General features: G+C 63.1%; 12 protein-coding genes. 6 read left to right on the forward strand and 6 right to left on the reverse strand.

Translation table 11 applies throughout. From position 1 onward, the window contains the following. The first annotated feature begins 74 nt into the window (after positions 1–74). From ccoG to APH35_RS03255, 4 genes are all read left to right on the forward strand, one after another. The gene (gene ccoG / locus APH35_RS03240; protein WP_012272026.1) at positions 75–1,478 is read left to right on the forward strand and encodes a cytochrome c oxidase accessory protein CcoG; all 1,404 of its coding nucleotides are present in this window, start codon (positions 75–77) and stop codon (positions 1,476–1,478) included. A 50-nt stretch (positions 1,479–1,528) separates the two neighbouring features. After that, positions 1,529–2,938, forward strand: coding sequence for a GntR family transcriptional regulator MpaR (mapR, locus tag APH35_RS03245; protein WP_012272025.1), 1,410 nt, complete (start codon positions 1,529–1,531; stop codon positions 2,936–2,938). A 57-nt stretch (positions 2,939–2,995) separates the two neighbouring features. After that, positions 2,996–4,651: a PAS domain-containing sensor histidine kinase gene (locus tag APH35_RS03250; protein ID WP_060514194.1), complete on the forward strand. Its 1,656-nt coding sequence runs from the start codon at positions 2,996–2,998 to the stop codon at positions 4,649–4,651. A gap of 64 nt (positions 4,652–4,715) precedes the next feature. After that, positions 4,716–6,782, forward strand: a complete 2,067-nt coding sequence (locus APH35_RS03255) for a PAS domain-containing protein (RefSeq protein WP_060514195.1) — start codon at positions 4,716–4,718, stop codon at positions 6,780–6,782. Between the two features lie 9 nt (positions 6,783–6,791). On the opposite strand, the gene APH35_RS03260 is transcribed toward APH35_RS03255, so the two are convergent. The 6 genes from APH35_RS03260 to APH35_RS03285 form a co-directional block, all read right to left on the reverse strand. Further along, entirely contained in the window at positions 6,792–7,538 is a 747-nt protein-coding gene (locus APH35_RS03260; protein WP_012272022.1) for an SDR family oxidoreductase, read from the reverse strand. 604 nt (positions 7,539–8,142) lie between these two features. Next, positions 8,143–9,678 (reverse strand): DHA2 family efflux MFS transporter permease subunit, encoded by a 1,536-nt coding sequence (locus tag APH35_RS03265; protein WP_012272020.1) that lies wholly within the window; start codon positions 9,676–9,678, stop codon positions 8,143–8,145. Next, complete coding sequence (locus tag APH35_RS03270) at positions 9,675–10,862, reverse strand: HlyD family secretion protein (RefSeq protein ID WP_060514196.1); 1,188 nt, start codon at positions 10,860–10,862, stop codon at positions 9,675–9,677. The genes APH35_RS03265 and APH35_RS03270 overlap by 4 nt, the downstream gene beginning before the upstream one ends. A 30-nt stretch (positions 10,863–10,892) precedes the next feature. Further along, positions 10,893–11,366 (reverse strand): MarR family winged helix-turn-helix transcriptional regulator, encoded by a 474-nt coding sequence (locus APH35_RS03275; protein WP_060514197.1) that lies wholly within the window; start codon positions 11,364–11,366, stop codon positions 10,893–10,895. A 135-nt stretch (positions 11,367–11,501) separates the two neighbouring features. Further along, on the reverse strand, positions 11,502–12,131 hold the full coding sequence (locus tag APH35_RS03280; protein WP_012272017.1) for a response regulator transcription factor: 630 nt from the start codon (positions 12,129–12,131) through the stop codon (positions 11,502–11,504). 12 nt (positions 12,132–12,143) lie between these two features. After that, positions 12,144–13,550 (reverse strand): sensor histidine kinase, encoded by a 1,407-nt coding sequence (locus APH35_RS03285; RefSeq protein WP_060514198.1) that lies wholly within the window; start codon positions 13,548–13,550, stop codon positions 12,144–12,146. 194 nt (positions 13,551–13,744) lie between these two features. On the opposite strand from APH35_RS03285, the gene APH35_RS03290 reads away from it, so the two are divergent. Then, a complete protein-coding gene (locus APH35_RS03290; RefSeq protein WP_012272015.1) occupies positions 13,745–15,367 on the forward strand; it encodes an acyl-CoA synthetase in 1,623 nt (540 codons plus the stop codon). A 70-nt stretch (positions 15,368–15,437) separates the two neighbouring features. After that, a complete protein-coding gene (locus APH35_RS03295; protein ID WP_060514199.1) occupies positions 15,438–17,207 on the forward strand; it encodes an acyl-CoA dehydrogenase C-terminal domain-containing protein in 1,770 nt (589 codons plus the stop codon). Positions 17,208–17,396: the final 189 nt, after the last annotated feature.

Consider the following 17,396-nt stretch of genomic DNA (forward strand, 5'->3'; position numbering starts at 1 on the left):
ACCTGAACCTGTGCTGATAACAGGTTCAAGGCCATAGTGCTCATGCCTGATCGAGGCCTGATGAGCACCGAGCCATGAACGATAGAATCCCTTTTACAGAGATCGCCACCGCCCCAGCCAGCCCCCAACCGCGACGCACCGACAGCGGCATCCATACCCGCAGCTTCACCGGGCTGTACCGCAACCTGCGCATCGGCTTTGCCGGCGCCCTGTTCGTGCTGTTCTTCGGCACCGCCTGGCTGAACTGGAACGGCCGCCAGGCCGTGCTGTGGGACCTGGGCAACAGTAAATTCCATATCTTCGGCGCCACGTTCTGGCCACAGGACTTCATCCTGCTGTCAGCGCTGCTGATCATCTGCGCCTTTGGCTTGTTTGCCATCACCGTCTATGCCGGGCGCGTATGGTGCGGTTACAGCTGCCCACAAAGTACCTGGACCTGGCTGTTCATGTGGTGCGAAAAGGTGACCGAGGGTGACCGTAACCAACGCATCAAGCTGGCCGCCGCGCCCTGGAGCCTGAACAAACTGGCGCGCCGCACGCTCAAGCACAGCCTGTGGCTGGCCATTGGCGTAGTCACCGGGCTGACCTTCGTCGGTTACTTCACCCCGATCCGGCCACTGGCTGCAGAGCTGTTCACCCTGCAACTGGGTGGCGTGGCGTTGTTCTGGGTTCTGTTCTTCACGGCCGCCACCTACATCAACGCCGGCCTGCTGCGCGATGCCGTGTGCCTGCATATGTGCCCGTATGCGCGCTTTCAGAGCGTGATGTTCGACAAGGACACCCTGGCAGTCGCCTATGACCCGCGTCGTGGCGAAACCCGTGGCCCCCGCAAGAAAGGCAGTGACGTTCAAGCTCAGGGCTTGGGCGACTGCATCGATTGCACCTTGTGCGTGCAGGTGTGCCCCACCGGCATCGACATTCGCGATGGCTTGCAGATGGCCTGCATCGGTTGCGCCGCGTGCATAGACGCCTGTGACGGGGTGATGGACAAGATGGGTTACGCCCGCGGCCTGATTGGCTACAAGTCCGAGCACAGCCTGCAAGGCGGTACCACTCACTGGCTACGCCCGCGCCTGCTGGGCTACGCCGCTGCACTGGTGGTGATGATCGGGGCGCTGGTGGTGGCCTTGCAGTTGCGCCCGATGGTGTCGCTGGATGTGATCAAGGACCGCGGCCTGTTCCGTGAAAACGCCCTGGGCCAGATCGAGAACATCTACCTGCTCAAGGTCATCAACAAGACCGAACGTACCCAGCATTATGAGCTGCGCCTGGTGGACGCCGACGGCTTTGCCTTGCAGGGCAACACCGCATTGGTCATCCCTGCGGGTGAAATGAGCGAATTGCCGGTGTCGGTGGCAATGCTCGCCGAACGCCCGACCAGCAGCTCGCAGACGCTGAGTTTTGAAATCAGCGAACGTGACGACCCCGCTATCCGTAGCGTGGCGCACAGTCGCTTCGTCGCCCCCATGAACCGTTGATCCCTTACACTGACGCCACCTTGCCTGCCAGGCTTCGACAGAAGGCCAGAATGAAACGCTACGAACGCTTCGCCGACGACATTGCCGAACTGATTCGCTCCGGGGTGCTGGGCCCCGGCCAGCGCGTGCCTTCGGTGCGCTACGCCAGCCAGACCCACGGGGTCAGCCCGTCTACTGTGTTCCAGGCCTATTACCTGCTGGAGCGGCGCGGGTTGATTCGCGCCCGGCCGCGCTCCGGGTATTTCGTCAACGCCCACGCTCCGCGCCAGTTCAGCGAGCCGCAGGCGCTGCAGCCGGTCAGCGAGTCTACCGACGTGGACGTCAGCGCGTTGGTGTTCTCCATCCTCGACTCGATCAAAGACCCCAACACCATACCGTTCGGCTCGGCCTTCCCCAGCCCCGAGCTGTTCCCCCTGCAACGCTTGTCGCGCTCGCTGGCCAGCGCCAGCCGCAGCATGGACCCGCGCATGGTGGTGACTGACCTGTCGCCGGGCAACCCGCAGCTGCGCCGGCAAATCGCACTGCGTTACATGGTCGGCGGGCTGATGTTGCCCATGGAAGAGCTGCTGATCACCAACGGTGCGCTGGAAGCCTTGAACCTGTGCCTGCAGGCAGTGACCCAGCCGGGTGACCTGGTCGCGATCGAAGCCCCCGCCTTCTATGCCTGCCTGCAGGTGCTGGAGCGGCTCAAGCTCAAGGCCGTGGAGATTCCGGTGCACCCGCGCGAGGGCATGGACCTGGGGGTACTTGCGCAAACCCTGGAGAAGCACCCGGTTAAAGCCGTGTGGTGCATGACCAACTTCCAGAACCCGGTGGGTGCGAGCATGCCAGAAGCCAAGAAGCAGGCTTTGGTTGAGTTGCTGACACGCCATCAGGTGCCGTTGATCGAAGACGACGTGTACGCCGAGCTGTACTACTCGCAACAGGCGCCCAAGCCAGCCAAGGCTTTCGACACCCAAGGCCTGGTCATGCACTGCGGTTCGTTCGCCAAAAGCCTGGCACCGGGCTATCGCATTGGCTGGGTGGCCGCCGGGCGCTTTGCGCAGAAGATCGAGCGGCTGAAACTGATGACTTCGTTGTGTGCCTCGATGCCGGCCCAGGCGGCCATCGCCGACTACCTGCAACACGGCGGCTACGACCGCCACCTGCGCAAACTGCGCTACGCCCTGGAAGGCCAGCAGGCCAACATGCTGGCGGCCATCGCGCGCCACTTCCCGGCGCAGACGCGGGTCAGCCAGCCCTCTGGCGGCTACTTCCTATGGCTGGAACTGCCCGAGCAAATGGACGCCCTCAAGCTGTTCCACATGGCCTTGGCGCAAGGGATCAGTATCGCTCCCGGGCCAATCTTTTCACCCACCCGGCGCTTCGGCAACTGCATCCGCCTGAACTACGGCAGCCCCTGGCACGACGGTGCCGAGCGGGCCATGGAAACCCTTGGGCGGATCATTCGCTCGTTTTGATAGCGACTGGCCCGAGGGGCGACTATAGTTGCTCGATCCGTTCATCGGGCCCTCGCCATGCAACCAGACGCGCCTCCGTCGATTATCCAGTTGCAAGCGCGTGTCGCAGAGCTGGAGGCGCGCCTGGCAGAGCGCGAAGACACCTCACAAGCACACATCAAGCTGCTGGGCGAACTGCTCGACAGCAGCCTGGCCAATGTATTCGCTGCCGACCGCAAGATGCGCCTGGTGGCCATCAACCGTACGGCACGCGAAACCTTCGAACGTTACCGAGGTTTCGTACCGCAGATTGGCGACCACGTATCGCAGTTTCTGACCAACCAACCCGACATCATGGACCGTCTGGCCCCGGTATGGCCGCGCGTAATGGCCGGCGAAGCGTTCATCGACACCATCACCCTCGGGCCCGTTGACGCACCACGCCATTACGAAATCCGTTGCCATCCGTTGCTCGATATTCAGCAACGCATCCAGGGCGGCTACATGTTCGCCTATGACATCACCGAGCGCACGGCCGAACAGCAACGCCTGCGCCAGGCCGAGGAAGCGTTGCGTCAGTCGCAAAAAATGGAAGCGGTCGGCCAGTTGACCGGTGGTATTGCCCACGACTTCAATAACCTGCTGGGCAGCCTGCTAGGTGCGCTGGAACTGGCCGAGCAGCGCTTGCGCGAACAACGCCACGCCGACACCGCGCGCATGCTGGAACTTTGCCGCAACACCACGATACGCGCCGCCACGCAGGTACAGCGCCTACTGGCCTTCTCGCGCCAGCAAACGCTGATGCCGCAACCCATCGATGTGCAGTGCTTGGTTGCCGGTATGCAAGACTTGATCGCCAGTTCTACCGGTCCTCACATTGATTTCCACGACCAGACATTGGCCGGACTGTGGCAGATTCGCATCGATCCGCAGCAACTGGAAAATGCCTTGCTGAACCTGTGCATCAATGCCCGAGATGCCATGCCCTTGGGCGGTATCCTCAGCATCTCGTGTGCAAACAGTGACCTTGCTGTGGCCGAGGCCGGGCAACTGGACCTGCCCGCAGGGCGGTATTTGCACATTCGCGTCACCGATACCGGCATGGGCATGTCCAACGAAGTGATGCAGCGAGCCCTTGAACCCTTCTTCACCACCAAACCGCTCGGACAAGGTACCGGCCTGGGGCTGTCCATGGTCTATGGCTTCGTCCGCCAGTCCGGCGGGCAGTTGCAGATCGAAAGCGTGGCTGGGCAAGGCACGTGCATTCACCTGTATTTTCCTCAGGAAGAGTACATCAGTGCCGACAACCCACCTGTGCCAGCCACAACCTGTGTTGTGCTTTCCGCCCCCCGTGTGCAGCGGGTCATGCTAGTGGAGGACCAGTCCGCCATGCGCTTGGTGCTCGTCGAAGTACTGACTGAACTTGGCCATGAAGTACAGGCTTTCGACGTTGGCCGCCCGGCACTTGAGGCGCTGCATGCGGGCCCGCTACCGGACTTGCTCATCACAGATGTCGGCCTACCCGGAGGTATCGACGGTTATCAGCTGGCAGAGGCGTTTCAAGGGTTTCAGGCCAACGCCCCGGTATTGCTGATCACCGGCTATGACGCTGCCGAGCTCCCGCCCAGTACCCGTCCCGACAGCCGCACCGAGCTGCTGTCCAAACCGTTCGACCTGCAGAGCTTCTGCAGTCGGGTAAACCGCTTGCTGGGTATTGCGCCGCCGCAGCGCTGATCGTCTATCCGCCAGCAGGTGAACACGTTAAAGTTTGCTTCTCCTCTTTTTGTCGGACAACGGCATGCCCTCCCGCGACCTGCTCTCCCTGCGTCAACAAGTCGAAGCTCTGCAACGGCAGAACGCACTATTGGAAGCACGTCTTGCCAGCCTTCAAGACCATGATCAGGGCTTTTACCGGTCGTTGTTCGACACCATGGACGAAGGCTTTTGCATCATCGAATTCTTCGACGGCCCGCACGGTCCGTTGAGTGACTATGTGCATGTGCTGGCCAACGCGGCCTACGCCAAGCACGCTGGTATTCCCAACGTGGTCGGGCAGAAGCTGCGCGAGATGGTGCCTGACGAGGCCGATGACTGGGTGGCGCGCTATGGCGCTGTACTTCGTACCGGCGACCCCCTGCACTTCGAGCAGGAGCTGGTCGCCACCGGCCATGTGCTATCAGTAACCACTTTTCGCGTAGAGCCAGCCGAAAAGCGTCAGGTAGCCGTGTTGTTCAAGGACGTGACCGAACGCCGGCGTGCGGAGCAAGCCCTGCAGCGCCTGAACGAAGAGCTCGAGCAACGCGTGAACATGGCACTGGCAGAGCGACGCTTGTTTGCAGAGTTGGTCGACCACAGTGTGGTCAATGTGCATGTGCTCGACAACGACATGCGCTGGCTGGCCATCAACCGCCAGGCCAAGCTTGATTTCCAGCTGCTGTTTGGGAAAACCCCGGAAATCGGCGATTGCCTGACAGATCTGATAGATGATGGGCTTCACGGTCAGGCGCTGAACCTGACCTTGTGGAAGCGCGCCCTGGCGGGTGAGCAGTTCGTAGAAGTCGGCACCTTCGGCAAGGAGCCCCTGGCGCGCCATTACGAGCTGCGCTTCAACGCCCTGCGCGACCATGAAGGAGAAATACAAGGGGCCTTTCTGTTCGCCTACGACATCACTGAGCGGGTGCAAGAGCAGGATCGCTTGGCCAAGGCCGAAGAAGCCCTTCGTCAAGCGCAGAAGATGGAAGCCGTGGGCCAGCTCAGCGGCGGCATCGCCCACGACTTCAACAACTTGCTGGGCGGCATACTCGGCGCTCAGGAACTGATGCGCCAACGCCTGGACCAATCACGCTTCGACGCCCTGGAGCCGTTGCTGGAGCTGTCCAGCGGCTCGGCGCAGCTGGCCTCTTCGCTGGTGCACCGGCTGCTGGCGTTCTCCCGCCAGCAGACCCTGCAACCCTGCTCCACGCAGGTGGCCACATTGGTGGCCGGCATGGAAGAGTTGCTGCGCCGCACCATAGGCCCGGAAATTACCCTGAACAGCCAGTTCGCCAGCCAGCTGTGGCCGACCTTCATCGACCCGCCACAACTGGAAAGTGCCCTGCTCAACATTTGCATCAACGCCCGCGACGCCATGCCTGCGGGTGGTTTGATCGACATCATCGGCGACAACCTGCAAATTGACGAAGCGCAGGCCCAGGCATTGGAGATACCTGCCGGCGAGTACGTGCGGCTAAGCATCGTCGACAACGGTAAAGGCATGTCGGCCGAAGTGGCGGAGCGCGCAGTCGACCCGTTTTTCACCACAAAACCTATCGGCCAGGGCACCGGCCTGGGGTTGTCGATGACTTACGGCTTCGTGCGCCAATCGGGAGGGCAATTGCGCGTGTTGTCCGTACTTGGTGAAGGTACACGAATCGAGCTGCTGTTCCCACGACACCATGAGCAACCCAAAGCCCCAGCGCCCAAGGCCCGCGACACGCGACTTGAAAAAAGCAGCACGGCGGCACGGCGAATCCTGCTGATCGAGGACCAGGCGGCCTTGCGCATGGTGGTCGGCGAAGTGCTGGAGGAGCTGGGCTACCAAGTGGACGCTTTCGAGAATGGCCCGACTGCCCTCGCGCACCTGCAACGTGGCGAACGGCCAGACCTGCTGCTGAGTGATATCGGCCTGCCGGGCGGCCTGAATGGTCGCCAGGTGGCCGAACGCTGCCGTGAGCGCTACCCAGACATCAAAGTGTTGTTCATCACTGGCTACGACGAAAGCGCGGCGCTCAGCGACGGCCAGTTGCTGCAAGGTACATTGGTGCTGACCAAGCCGTTCGAGCTGGAAGTGCTGGCCGAGCGGGTACGAGAACTGCTGGAGGATTGACGGGCGCGTTCAGCGCCCTCCGCTCAGGTCGATGAAACTACCGGTGGAATAGGATGCTTTGTCCGAGAGCAGCCAGAGGATGGCCTCGGCCACTTCCTCGGGGCGTCCACCGCGGCCCATGGGCAAGCCGGGTTCGAGCTTGCTGACGCGATCCGGGTCACCGGACAGCGCATGGAAACCGGTGTGGATATAGCCCGGTCGTACGCCATTGACCCGTACGCCCTCGCCTGCCACCTCTTTGGCCAGGCCGATGGTGAAGGTATCGAGCGCGCCCTTGGAGGCTGCATAGTCGACATATTCATTGGGTGAACCAAGCCGTGCGGCCATCGACGACACGTTGACGATGGCCCCGCCCTGCCCGCCATGCCGGTGCGCCATGCGCAGCAAGGCGTGCTTGGCGCAGAGCATGGGGCCGACGACGTTGGTCTTCATGATCTTGAGCAGGCGGAACTCGGACATTTCCTCGACGCGGCTTTGCTGGCCGATGGTACCGGCGTTGTTGACCAATGCGGTGACCGGGCCGAGTTCTTCGTCGACGCGCTGGAACAGTTGGATGATTTCATCCTCGACGCTGGCGTCGGCGCGCACGGCAATGGCCTCGGCGCCCAGGGCGCGTACCTGGCCGAGGATGTTTTGCGCAGCTTGGTCGTCGGTGTGGTAATTGATGCAGATGCGGTAGCCGTGACGGGCGGCCAGCAACGCCGTGGCGGCGCCGATACCGCGGCTGCCGCCGGTGATGACGATGACGTTCTCCATGAATGTGCCAATCGTTTGGGGAAGGGAGGATCGACAATAGGCGAAAAGGCGACGTAGGGGAATGACCAAGGTCAGCTCCCACCTCCGATTCCCACCCCACTCCGGCTCTTGATCTTGCTCTTGATCTTGATCTTGATCTTGATCTTCGCGACTTCAGGAGGCCGAACGTAGGCCTTGCGGAGGGAGGTGACGGGCATGGATGCCCGTCAAGCGCTGGGCCCCAGGATGGGGCCTGCAGCGCGGTCCTCCCGGGAGCAAGGCCGGAGTGAGGGGAACCCCGGAGCGCAGCGTAGGGGCCGGATGATGGGAGCGCAGCGTTTTTTGGTTACTTTTTGTCGCGTTTGACAAAAAGTGACTCGCCGTAAGGGCGAAAAGGTGAGTCAGTGTCGCCATCGCAAACGGACTGTGCGCCGGGTCAAAACAGACAAACTCTGCTTCTTGCTTCTTGGATGTGGGCCTTCACACCGAGTAAACATTCATTCACGCAGATCGTCGCCTGGACTATCACGCGCTTAGAAGCAAACGCCGAAGCAAGAGCAAGAGCAAGAGCAAGAGCAAGAGCAAGAGCAAGAGCAAGAGCGTTTGAATCTAATCGTGTACGTGCTCAATGCCCAGCCGACGCCGGCCCCGCCTTGGCCGTAAACGGTGGCTTGGCAAACCACACCAACAGAATCAACCCAGCAAACACCCAGGTCATCAAAGTGAAGTAGTCCACCGTGGACATCATGTAAGCCTGCCCATTGAGTATCTGCTCCAGTTGCGCATAGCTCTGCGGGCTGGCCCCACCCAACTGCTCAAGTGTATGCCGCGTCGCCGGGTCGAACTGGCTGATGTTCTCGCTCAGGTAGGCATGATGCTGGTCCGCCCGGCGAATCCAGATCCACGTCGTCAACGAAGCCGCAAAACTCCCGCCCAAGGTGCGCAGGAACGTCGCCAGCCCAGAACCATCGGCAATCTGGTGCGGCGGCAGGTCGGACAGCAGAATGCTCAAGGTCGGCATAAAGAACAACGCCACCCCAATACCCATGAACAACTGCACCAAGGCCACATGCTGGAAGTCCACTTCACTGGTGAACCCCGCGCGCATGTAACAACTGGTACCGATCGCCAGGAACGCCAGCCCCGCCAGCACCCGCAAGTCGAACCGGTGCGCATACTTGCCCACGAAAGGCGACATGATCACCGGCAGCAAGCCAATCGGCGCCACCGCCAGGCCCGCCCAGGTCGCGGTGTAGCCCATCTGCGTCTGCAACCACTGCGGCAGGATCAGGTTGATACCGAAGAACCCGGCATACCCCCCGACCAGCACGATGGTGCCGACGCGGAAGTTTCGATGCACGAACAAACGTAGATTGACCACCGGGTGGCGGTCGGTCAGCTCCCAGATCACGAACACTGCCAGAAACACCACCGAGATCAGGCTGCCGACGATGATGAAGGATGACTCGAACCAGTCCAGGTCGTTGCCTTTATCCAACACCACCTGCAAGGCGCCGACGCCGATGATCAGCGTGAGCAGGCCGATGTAGTCCATCGGTTGACGACTGGTGACCACCGGCCGCGTACGCATCTGCTGACGCACCACCGCGGCAGCGAACAGGCCGATCGGCACGTTGATGAAGAAGATCCACGGCCAACTGTAGCTATCAGTGATCCAGCCACCCAGAATTGGCCCGGCAATCGGCGCCACCACCGTGACCATCGCCAGTAATGCCAGGGCCATCCCCCGTTTCGCCGGGGGATAAACAGCAATCAGCAGCGTCTGGGTCATCGGGTACAACGGCCCGGCGACCACACCCTGCAGCACACGAAACCCGACCAGCTCGGGCATCGACTGGGCGATACCGCACAGGAACGAAGCCAGCACGAACAGCAGTGTGGCCCAGATGAACAGTTTCACCTCACCAAAGCGGCGGCTCAGCCAGCCAGTCAACGGCAAGGCGATGGCGTTGCTCACCGCGAACGAAGTGATAACCCAGGTACCCTGCTCATAGCTCACCCCCAGGTTGCCGGAAATGGTCGGCAAGGCCACGTTGGCGATGGTGGTGTCGAGCACCTGCATGAACGTCGCCAGCGACAGGCCGATGGTGGTCAGCAGCAGGCTTGGCGGCGTGAACTGGGCAGCGGCGTTGTTGCTCATCGCTGCGCCGTCTTGCCGGGTGCGCTGTTTTCGTGAATCAGCTGGGTGATCAGGTTATCGGCTTCGACCAGCTGGCGGTCATACACCTGGGTGGTGTAACTGGCCTGCTGTGGTGGCTGCTGGGCCAGGGTCGGGCCGCTCTGGTCGTGCAGGTCGACTTCCACCACGGTGGACAGGCCGATCCGCAGCGGGTGGTCCTTGAGCTGGTCGGGGCTGAGGTGGATACGCACGGGTACACGCTGGACGATCTTGATCCAGTTACCGGTGGCGTTCTGCGCCGGCAGCAAGGCAAAGGCACTGCCAGTACCCGCGCCAAGGCTGTCGACCGTGCCGCTGTACTTGACCTCGCTGCCGTACAGGTCAGCGCTGATTTCCACGGGCTGGCCAATGCGCATGTCACGCAGCTGGGTTTCCTTGAAGTTGGCGTCGATCCACACCTGGTCCAGCGGGATTACCGCCATGGTCGCGGTGCCCGGCTGCAGGCGCTGGCCCAGCTGCACGGTGCGCTTGGCGACATAGCCGGTGACCGGCGCGACCAGGGTGGTACGGGCGTGGTCGAGGTAGGCCTGGCGCAAGTCGGCTGCGGCAGCCATCACCTCGGGGTGCGAGGACACCACGGTGTCGTCGACCAGCGCGCTGCTGGTGCTGAGTTGCTGGCGTGCGCTGTTGACGGCGGCCTGGGCCACGCTCAAGTCGTCGCGGGCATGGGACAGCTCTTCTGCGGCAATCGCACCGCTGTCGGCCAGCACCTTGCGCCGGTTGAAGTCCTGCTGCGCCTTGCGCAGTTCGGCCTGGCGCGTTTCCAGCTGGGCCTTGAGCGAGTCGACGTTGCTGTACAGCCCGCGGACCTGGCGCACACTGCGCGCCAGCTTGGCTTCGGCGGACTGCAAGGCCACCTCGCTGTCGGCCGGGTCGAATTGCAGCAACACCTGGCCGGCATGGACCAGGTCGCCGTCATCGGCTCCGATGCTGGTCACAGTGCCGGTGACCAGTGGGGTGATTTCCACGACGTTGCCATTGACGTAGGCATCGTCGGTGCTTTCGTGCCAGCGGCCGACCAGGCTGTACCAGGCCCACGTGCCGATACCACCAAGTATCAGCAGCAACAGCAGGCCAAGCAGCCAGGCCTTGCGCTTGCGCGAGGGCTCGGCGGAGGGAGTCGGGGTGTCTGCGGGAGTGGCCATGACAATACCTTGGATAATTCGTGACAGGGTTCAACGGTCGCCGAAACGGCGGATCGTCAACGGGTCGCCAGCACCGAGCAGCACCTTGGCCAGCAGGCCTTCCAGGGTCTTGAGCTCTTCAGGTGCCAGCACGCCGCACAACTCGTTCATCGCGGCGGCGCCTATTTCTGGCAGGCGGTCGGCCAGACGCTGGCCGTCGGCCGTGAGCGCCAGGCGCACCAAGCGCCGGTCGTCGGCGCAACGGTTGCGCACGATCAGCTCCTTCTGCTCGAGGCGGTCGAGCATGCGGGTCATCGAACCGCTGTCCAGGCCCAAGTAGCGGCACAACTCGGCCGGGGTATCCACCTGGTACTGGGTGACGATGATCAACACCTTGAACTGCGCGGCGGTGACGCCCTCTGATTCGAGGTGCCAGTCGAGAATGCGGTCCTTCAGGATCGCCGCACGGCCAAGCAACATGCCGATGGCGCAGTTCTGGAAGTTTTCGGGAGAGAAATGGGCCATCGAAGACTGCTCGGGTAATTGTGTAAAAATATTACTGCCTAGGCAGTGAATGTCAAAGCTTTGATTAGCTAGCTATGAAAAATTTCATGATTTCTACGGCATACGCCGCTCCAGCAAGGGGCCGTGCAAAAGCGGCTAGCGCGCTTGCAGGCCCAACGCCTCGACCGCCCCGCAGGCAATCGCCATGCCCACCAGCTCCGCCAGGCTAGCCGCCTGCAAGCGTTTCATCACCCGCCCCCGATACAGGTCCACGGTCTTTACGCTGATGCCCAACTGCTCAGCAATCTCGCGGTTGCTCAACCCTTGGACCAGTGGCACGAACACGTCACGCTCACGCGGTGTGAGGCCGTCGATGCGCACCTGCACCAAGGCCAGCGCCTGGTCGCCCTGGCGTGCCCGCGCGGCGTGCTCCAGTGCGGCCTGCACACTGTCGAGCAGCAACTGGTCGTTGTAGGGCTTTTCGATGAAGTCGCAGGCACCCGCCTTGAACGCCCGCACCACGATCGGCACATCGGCATGGCCGCTGACGAAGATCACCGGCAACATCAGGCCACGCTCACGCATTGCCTGCTGCACGGCCAACCCGCCCAACCCCGGCATGCGCACGTCCAACAACACACACGCGGGCGCATCGTTCACGCAGGCGTCGAGAAATGCCTGCCCGCTGGCAAACGGCAAGGCCTGCAGGCCCACCGACTGCAGCAGCCACACCGTCGAGTCGCGCATACCCTGGTCGTCATCGACCACATACACTTTCGCTTGCACCCTAGCCTCTCCCTAACCCCTGCTGACCGCCAGCCGGCAGCACAGTACCAAACCGCCGTCGACACCCGCCCGCGCCCACAGGTTGCCACCAAAGCCTTCGATCAGGCTGCGGCTCATACTCAAGCCCAGGCCCAGGCCGTCGGCTTTGCTGGTGGTGAACGGCGTGAAGATTTCATCCAGGCACTCGGGCGATACGCCCGGGCCCTGGTCGGCGACCTCGACGAGCACACCCTCGCCATCGCGGGTGGCGCCGAGCAGGATACGTGACGGTTTTTCCCCGTGCAGCTCGCGGTTGGCATCGATGGCATTGCGCAACAGGTTGAGCAGCACCTGTTCAAGCAACACCCGGTCGGCATACACCGAGGGCAGTTGCGCGCTGATGCGCAGCTCGACCTGCACCTGGTCACGCGCGGCTTCCCAGGCGCACAGGCGCATGGCTTCGCCGGCCACCTCGGCCACGTCCAGTGCCTGCAGGCGTCGCGGTCCCTTGCGTAGAAAGGCGCGCAGGCGGCGGATCACTTCGGCGGCATGGGTGGCCTGCTCGCTGATGCGCTGCAGGCCCTGGCCTACCCGCTCGCGGGCTTGCGGGTCGCGCTCCAGTCCCTGCAAGTAACGCTGGCTGGCGTTGGCGTAGTTAACCACCGCAGCCAGCGGCTGGTTGATCTCATGGGCAATGCCCGAAGCCAGTTCGCCCAGGGTGGCCAGGCGGGCACTGTGTGCCAGGCTTTCCTGCGCTTCGATGCGCAAGGTGATGTCACGGGACACACTGACCACCTCAACCACCGCGCCGGTGTAGGTCTCGCGGATCGCCCGGCTGGCGATTTCGAACCAGCGGTAGCCGCCAGCGGCCTGACGCACCCGGCAGGTCATGGTGTGGTAGCCGTCCTGGTCCAGCGCGGCAGCGGCCTGGCGCAGTACCTGGCGCCGTTCACGCGGGTGCAGCAGGGTGTGCACGGGCATGCCGCGCAGTTGCTCGGGCCACAGGCCGAGCAGGCGAAATGCTGCCGGTGAAGCATCGAGAAAACGGCCATCGGGGCTGTGCCGGGAAATCAGGTCGGTGGTGTTTTCGATGATCAGCCGGTACAGGCGCCGGGCGCGGCTGGCTTCACGTGCGCCGTGGCGCTCTTCACTGGCATCACGACAGCGGCCCAGCACCTGTTGGCCCTGGTCATCCGGCATGAACGTCCACAGCACGATGCGCTCGCCGACCTGCACTTCGACATCGCTGATCGCCCGATGCTGGCGCAGGCAGGCACGCACCAGGGCGGCACAGTTGGCCGGCAGCCAATGGACCAGCGCCGGGCCTTCGGCAACCCAGGCCTGCAGGGCTGGGTTGAGCGCCAGCGGGCTGGCATCGCTGGCCAGCAACAGGCTGGGTTGTGGGTCTTTGGCGAGCAAGGGGTAGGCAGTGTTATGCACGATGGGCGGCTCGTTGCTATAGTAGTTTTACTATATTGCTATAGTCGATATTCCTACTACCATAGCGACTCGCGTAAAACTGCGACAGAGGGAGCGGCCCACCGTCCGCCTCCCTGCACCCTGAACAGAGCTAACAATCAGCCATCGGGGGCCAAGCGCACAGGCTGCGTCTGCCTCCCTTACAGGATTACCGCATGTCGATCTATGCCCAGGGCCTGATGCCCGCTGCCGTCAACCATGTCGCCCTCACCCCGCTGAGCTTCATCGAACGCACCGCCGCCGTATACGGCAATTACCCGGCCGTCATCCACGGCGCCATCCGCCGCAACTGGCAGGAAACCTACCAACGCTGCCTGCGCCTGGCCAGTGCCCTGGCTGGCCGTGGCATCGGCCGTGGCGACACTGTGGCAGTGATGCTACCCAACACCCCGGCCATGCTTGAGGCGCACTTCGGCGTACCCATGATCGGTGCCGTGCTCAATACCTTGAATGTGCGCCTGGATGCCGAGGCCATCGCCTTCATGCTGCAGCACGGCGAGGCCAAGGTGCTGATCACCGACCGCGAGTTCCATGCCGTCATCGAAGCCGCCCTGGCGCTGCTCGAACACCCGCCGCTGGTGATTGATGTGGATGACCCGGAGTATGGCGAGGGCCGCGCTGTCAGCGAGCTGGACTATGAAGCCCTGCTTGCCGAAGGGGACCCGGACTTTGCCTGGGAATGGCCCGATGACGAGTGGCAGGCCATTTCGCTGAACTACACCTCCGGCACCACCGGCAACCCCAAGGGCGTGGTCTACCACCACCGCGGCGCTTACCTGAACGCACTGGGCAACCAGATGACCTGGGCCATGGGGCACCGCCCGGTTTACCTGTGGACCCTGCCAATGTTCCACTGCAACGGCTGGTGCTACCCCTGGACCATCACCGCGCTGGCCGGCACCCATGTGTTCCTGCGTCGGGTCGACCCGCAGAAAATCCTCACCCTGATCCGCGAGCACCGGGTCAGCCATTTGTGCGGGGCGCCAATCGTGCTCAACGCCCTGGTCAACATGCCCGAAGCCGCCAAGGCAGCCATCGAGCACCCGGTGCAGGCCATGGTCGCCGGTGCCGCGCCGCCGGCCAAGGTGATTGGCGCCGTGGAGGAAATGGGCATCAAGGTCACCCACACCTACGGCCTGACCGAGGTCTACGGCCCGGTGACCGTGTGTGCCTGGCATGACGAATGGGATGCGCTGTCGCTGGACGAGCGTGCGCGGATCAAGTCGCGCCAGGGCGTACGCTACCCAACCCTCGACGGCCTGATGGTCGCCGACCCGCAAACCCTCCAGCCGGTGCCGCGCGACGGCAACACCCTGGGCGAAATTTTCATGCGCGGCAATACCGTGATGAAGGGCTACCTGAAAAACCCTGAAGCCACCGCCGAAGCCTTCCGTGGCGGCTGGTTCCACACCGGCGACCTGGCCGTATGGCATGCCGACGGATATGTCGAAATCAAGGACCGGCTCAAGGACATCATCATTTCCGGTGGCGAGAACATTTCCACCATCGAGGTCGAAGACGCCCTCTACAAGCACCCGGCTGTACTGGAAGCCGCCGTGGTGGCACGCCCGGATGAAAAGTGGGGCGAAACGCCGTGCGCCTTCGTTGCCCTCAAGCCGGGCCGGGAAGACACCCGCGAGACCGATATCACCAGTTGGTGCCGCGAGCACCTGGCCGGGTTCAAGGTGCCGAAGACCGTGGTGTTTGGTGAGCTGCCCAAAACCTCCACCGGCAAGATCCAGAAGTACGTGCTGCGCGACCGGGCCAAGGCCCTCTGAAAGCGCAGCCGCTTCTTCGCGGGCTTGCCCGCGAAGAGCCGACCCTGACTTCCTCCTTCAAGAGCCAACGATGACTACCTATTCCGCCCCCCTGCGTGACATGCGCTTCGTCCTGCATGACGTATTCAACGCCCCGGCCCTGTGGGCCCGCCTGCCCGCCCTGGCCGAGCGCATCGACGCCGATACCGCCGACGCCATCCTCGAGGAAGCCGCCAAAGTCACCGCCCAGTTGATCGCCCCGCTCAGCCGCAACGGTGACGAGCAAGGCGTGCACTTCGACGCAGGCGTGGTTACCACCCCCGACGGCTTCCGCGAGGCTTGGAACACCTACCGCGAAGGTGGCTGGGTCGGCCTGGGTGGCAACCCGGAATACGGCGGCATGGGCATGCCGAAGATGCTCGGCGTGCTGTTCGAGGAAATGCTCTACGCCGCCGACTGCAGCTTCAGCCTGTATTCGGCGTTGAGCGCCGGCAGCTGCCTGGCAATCGATGCCCACGCCAGCGAAACGCTCAAGGCCACTTACCTGCCGCCCCTGTACGAAGGCCGTTGGGCCGGCACCATGTGCCTGACCGAACCCCATGCCGGCACCGACCTGGGGCTGATCCGAACCCGCGCCGAACCCCAAGCCGATGGCAGTTACCGCATCAGCGGCAGCAAAATCTTCATCACCGGTGGCGAGCAGGACCTGACCGAGAACATCGTCCACCTGGTGCTGGCCAAGCTGCCCGACGCACCCGCCGGCGCCAAGGGCATCTCGCTGTTTCTGGTGCCCAAGTACCAGGTCGAGGCCAATGGCCAGCTAGGCGCGCGTAACGCCGCCCACTGCGGCTCGATCGAGCACAAGATGGGCATCAAAGCCTCGGCGACCTGTGTAATGAATTTCGATGGTGCCTTCGGTTACCTGGTGGGCGAACCCAACAAAGGTTTGGCGGCGATGTTCACCATGATGAACTACGAGCGTCTGTCCATCGGCATACAAGGCATCGGCTGCGCCGAGGCGTCCTACCAGAGCGCCGCCCGCTACGCCAACGAGCGCCTGCAGAGCCGCGCCGCTAGCGGCCCACAGGCGCAGGACAAGGCTGCCGACCCGATCATCCACCACGGCGATGTACGGCGCATGCTGCTGACCATGCGCACCCTCACCGAAGGTGGCCGGGCGTTCGCCGCCTACGTTGGCCAACAGTTGGACCTGGCGCGCTATGCCGAAGACGCCGGCGAGCGCGAACATGCCCAGCGCCTGGTGGCGCTGCTGACACCAGTGGCCAAGGCATTCTTCACCGACAACGGCCTGGAAAGCTGCGTGCTGGGCCAGCAAGTGTACGGCGGCCACGGCTACATCCGCGAATGGGGCCAGGAGCAGCGAGTGCGCGACGTGCGGATTGCGCAAATCTATGAAGGCACCAACGGTATTCAGGCCCTTGATCTGCTCGGGCGCAAAGTGCTGGCCGACGGCGGTCAGGCGTTGGCCAGCTTTGCCGCCGAAGTACGAGCGTTCAGTGTGGATGCGCCATTGCACCGCGAGGCACTGCAGGCAAGCCTGGCGCGGTTGGAGGCTACCAGCGCCTGGCTACGGGCGCGGGCCGGCGCGGATGCCAACCTGGTCAGCGCAGTGGCAGTCGAGTATCTGCAACTGTTCGGGCTTACCGCATATGCCTATATGTGGGCGCGAATGGCGGCGGTGGCGTTGGCCAAGCGTGATGAGGACGAAACGTTTCATGGGGCCAAGCTTGCGTGTGCGGCGTTCTTCTACCAGCGGGTATTGCCGCGCGGGTTAGGGCTGGAGGCCAGCATCAGAGCGGGCAGCGACAGCCTTTATGGGTTGGAGGCAGCACAGTTCTGAAAGGCCCTGGGGGCGCTTGGCGTCCCTAGCGCGACATAGGGCCGCCCCCACAATAGACGCGCAGTCCCTTGTGGGGGCGGCCTTTGTCGCGATGGGCTGCGCAGCAGCCCCGTGGATTTCAGCCTGCATTCTTGTACGCGAAGGGTTCTCAGACGCTGAAAAACCGTTGCAAAACCGACGAAAAACCGG

This window comes from Pseudomonas sp. NBRC 111132 (assembly GCF_001320565.1).
Classification (GTDB): Bacteria; Pseudomonadota; Gammaproteobacteria; order Pseudomonadales; family Pseudomonadaceae; genus Aquipseudomonas; species Aquipseudomonas putida_P.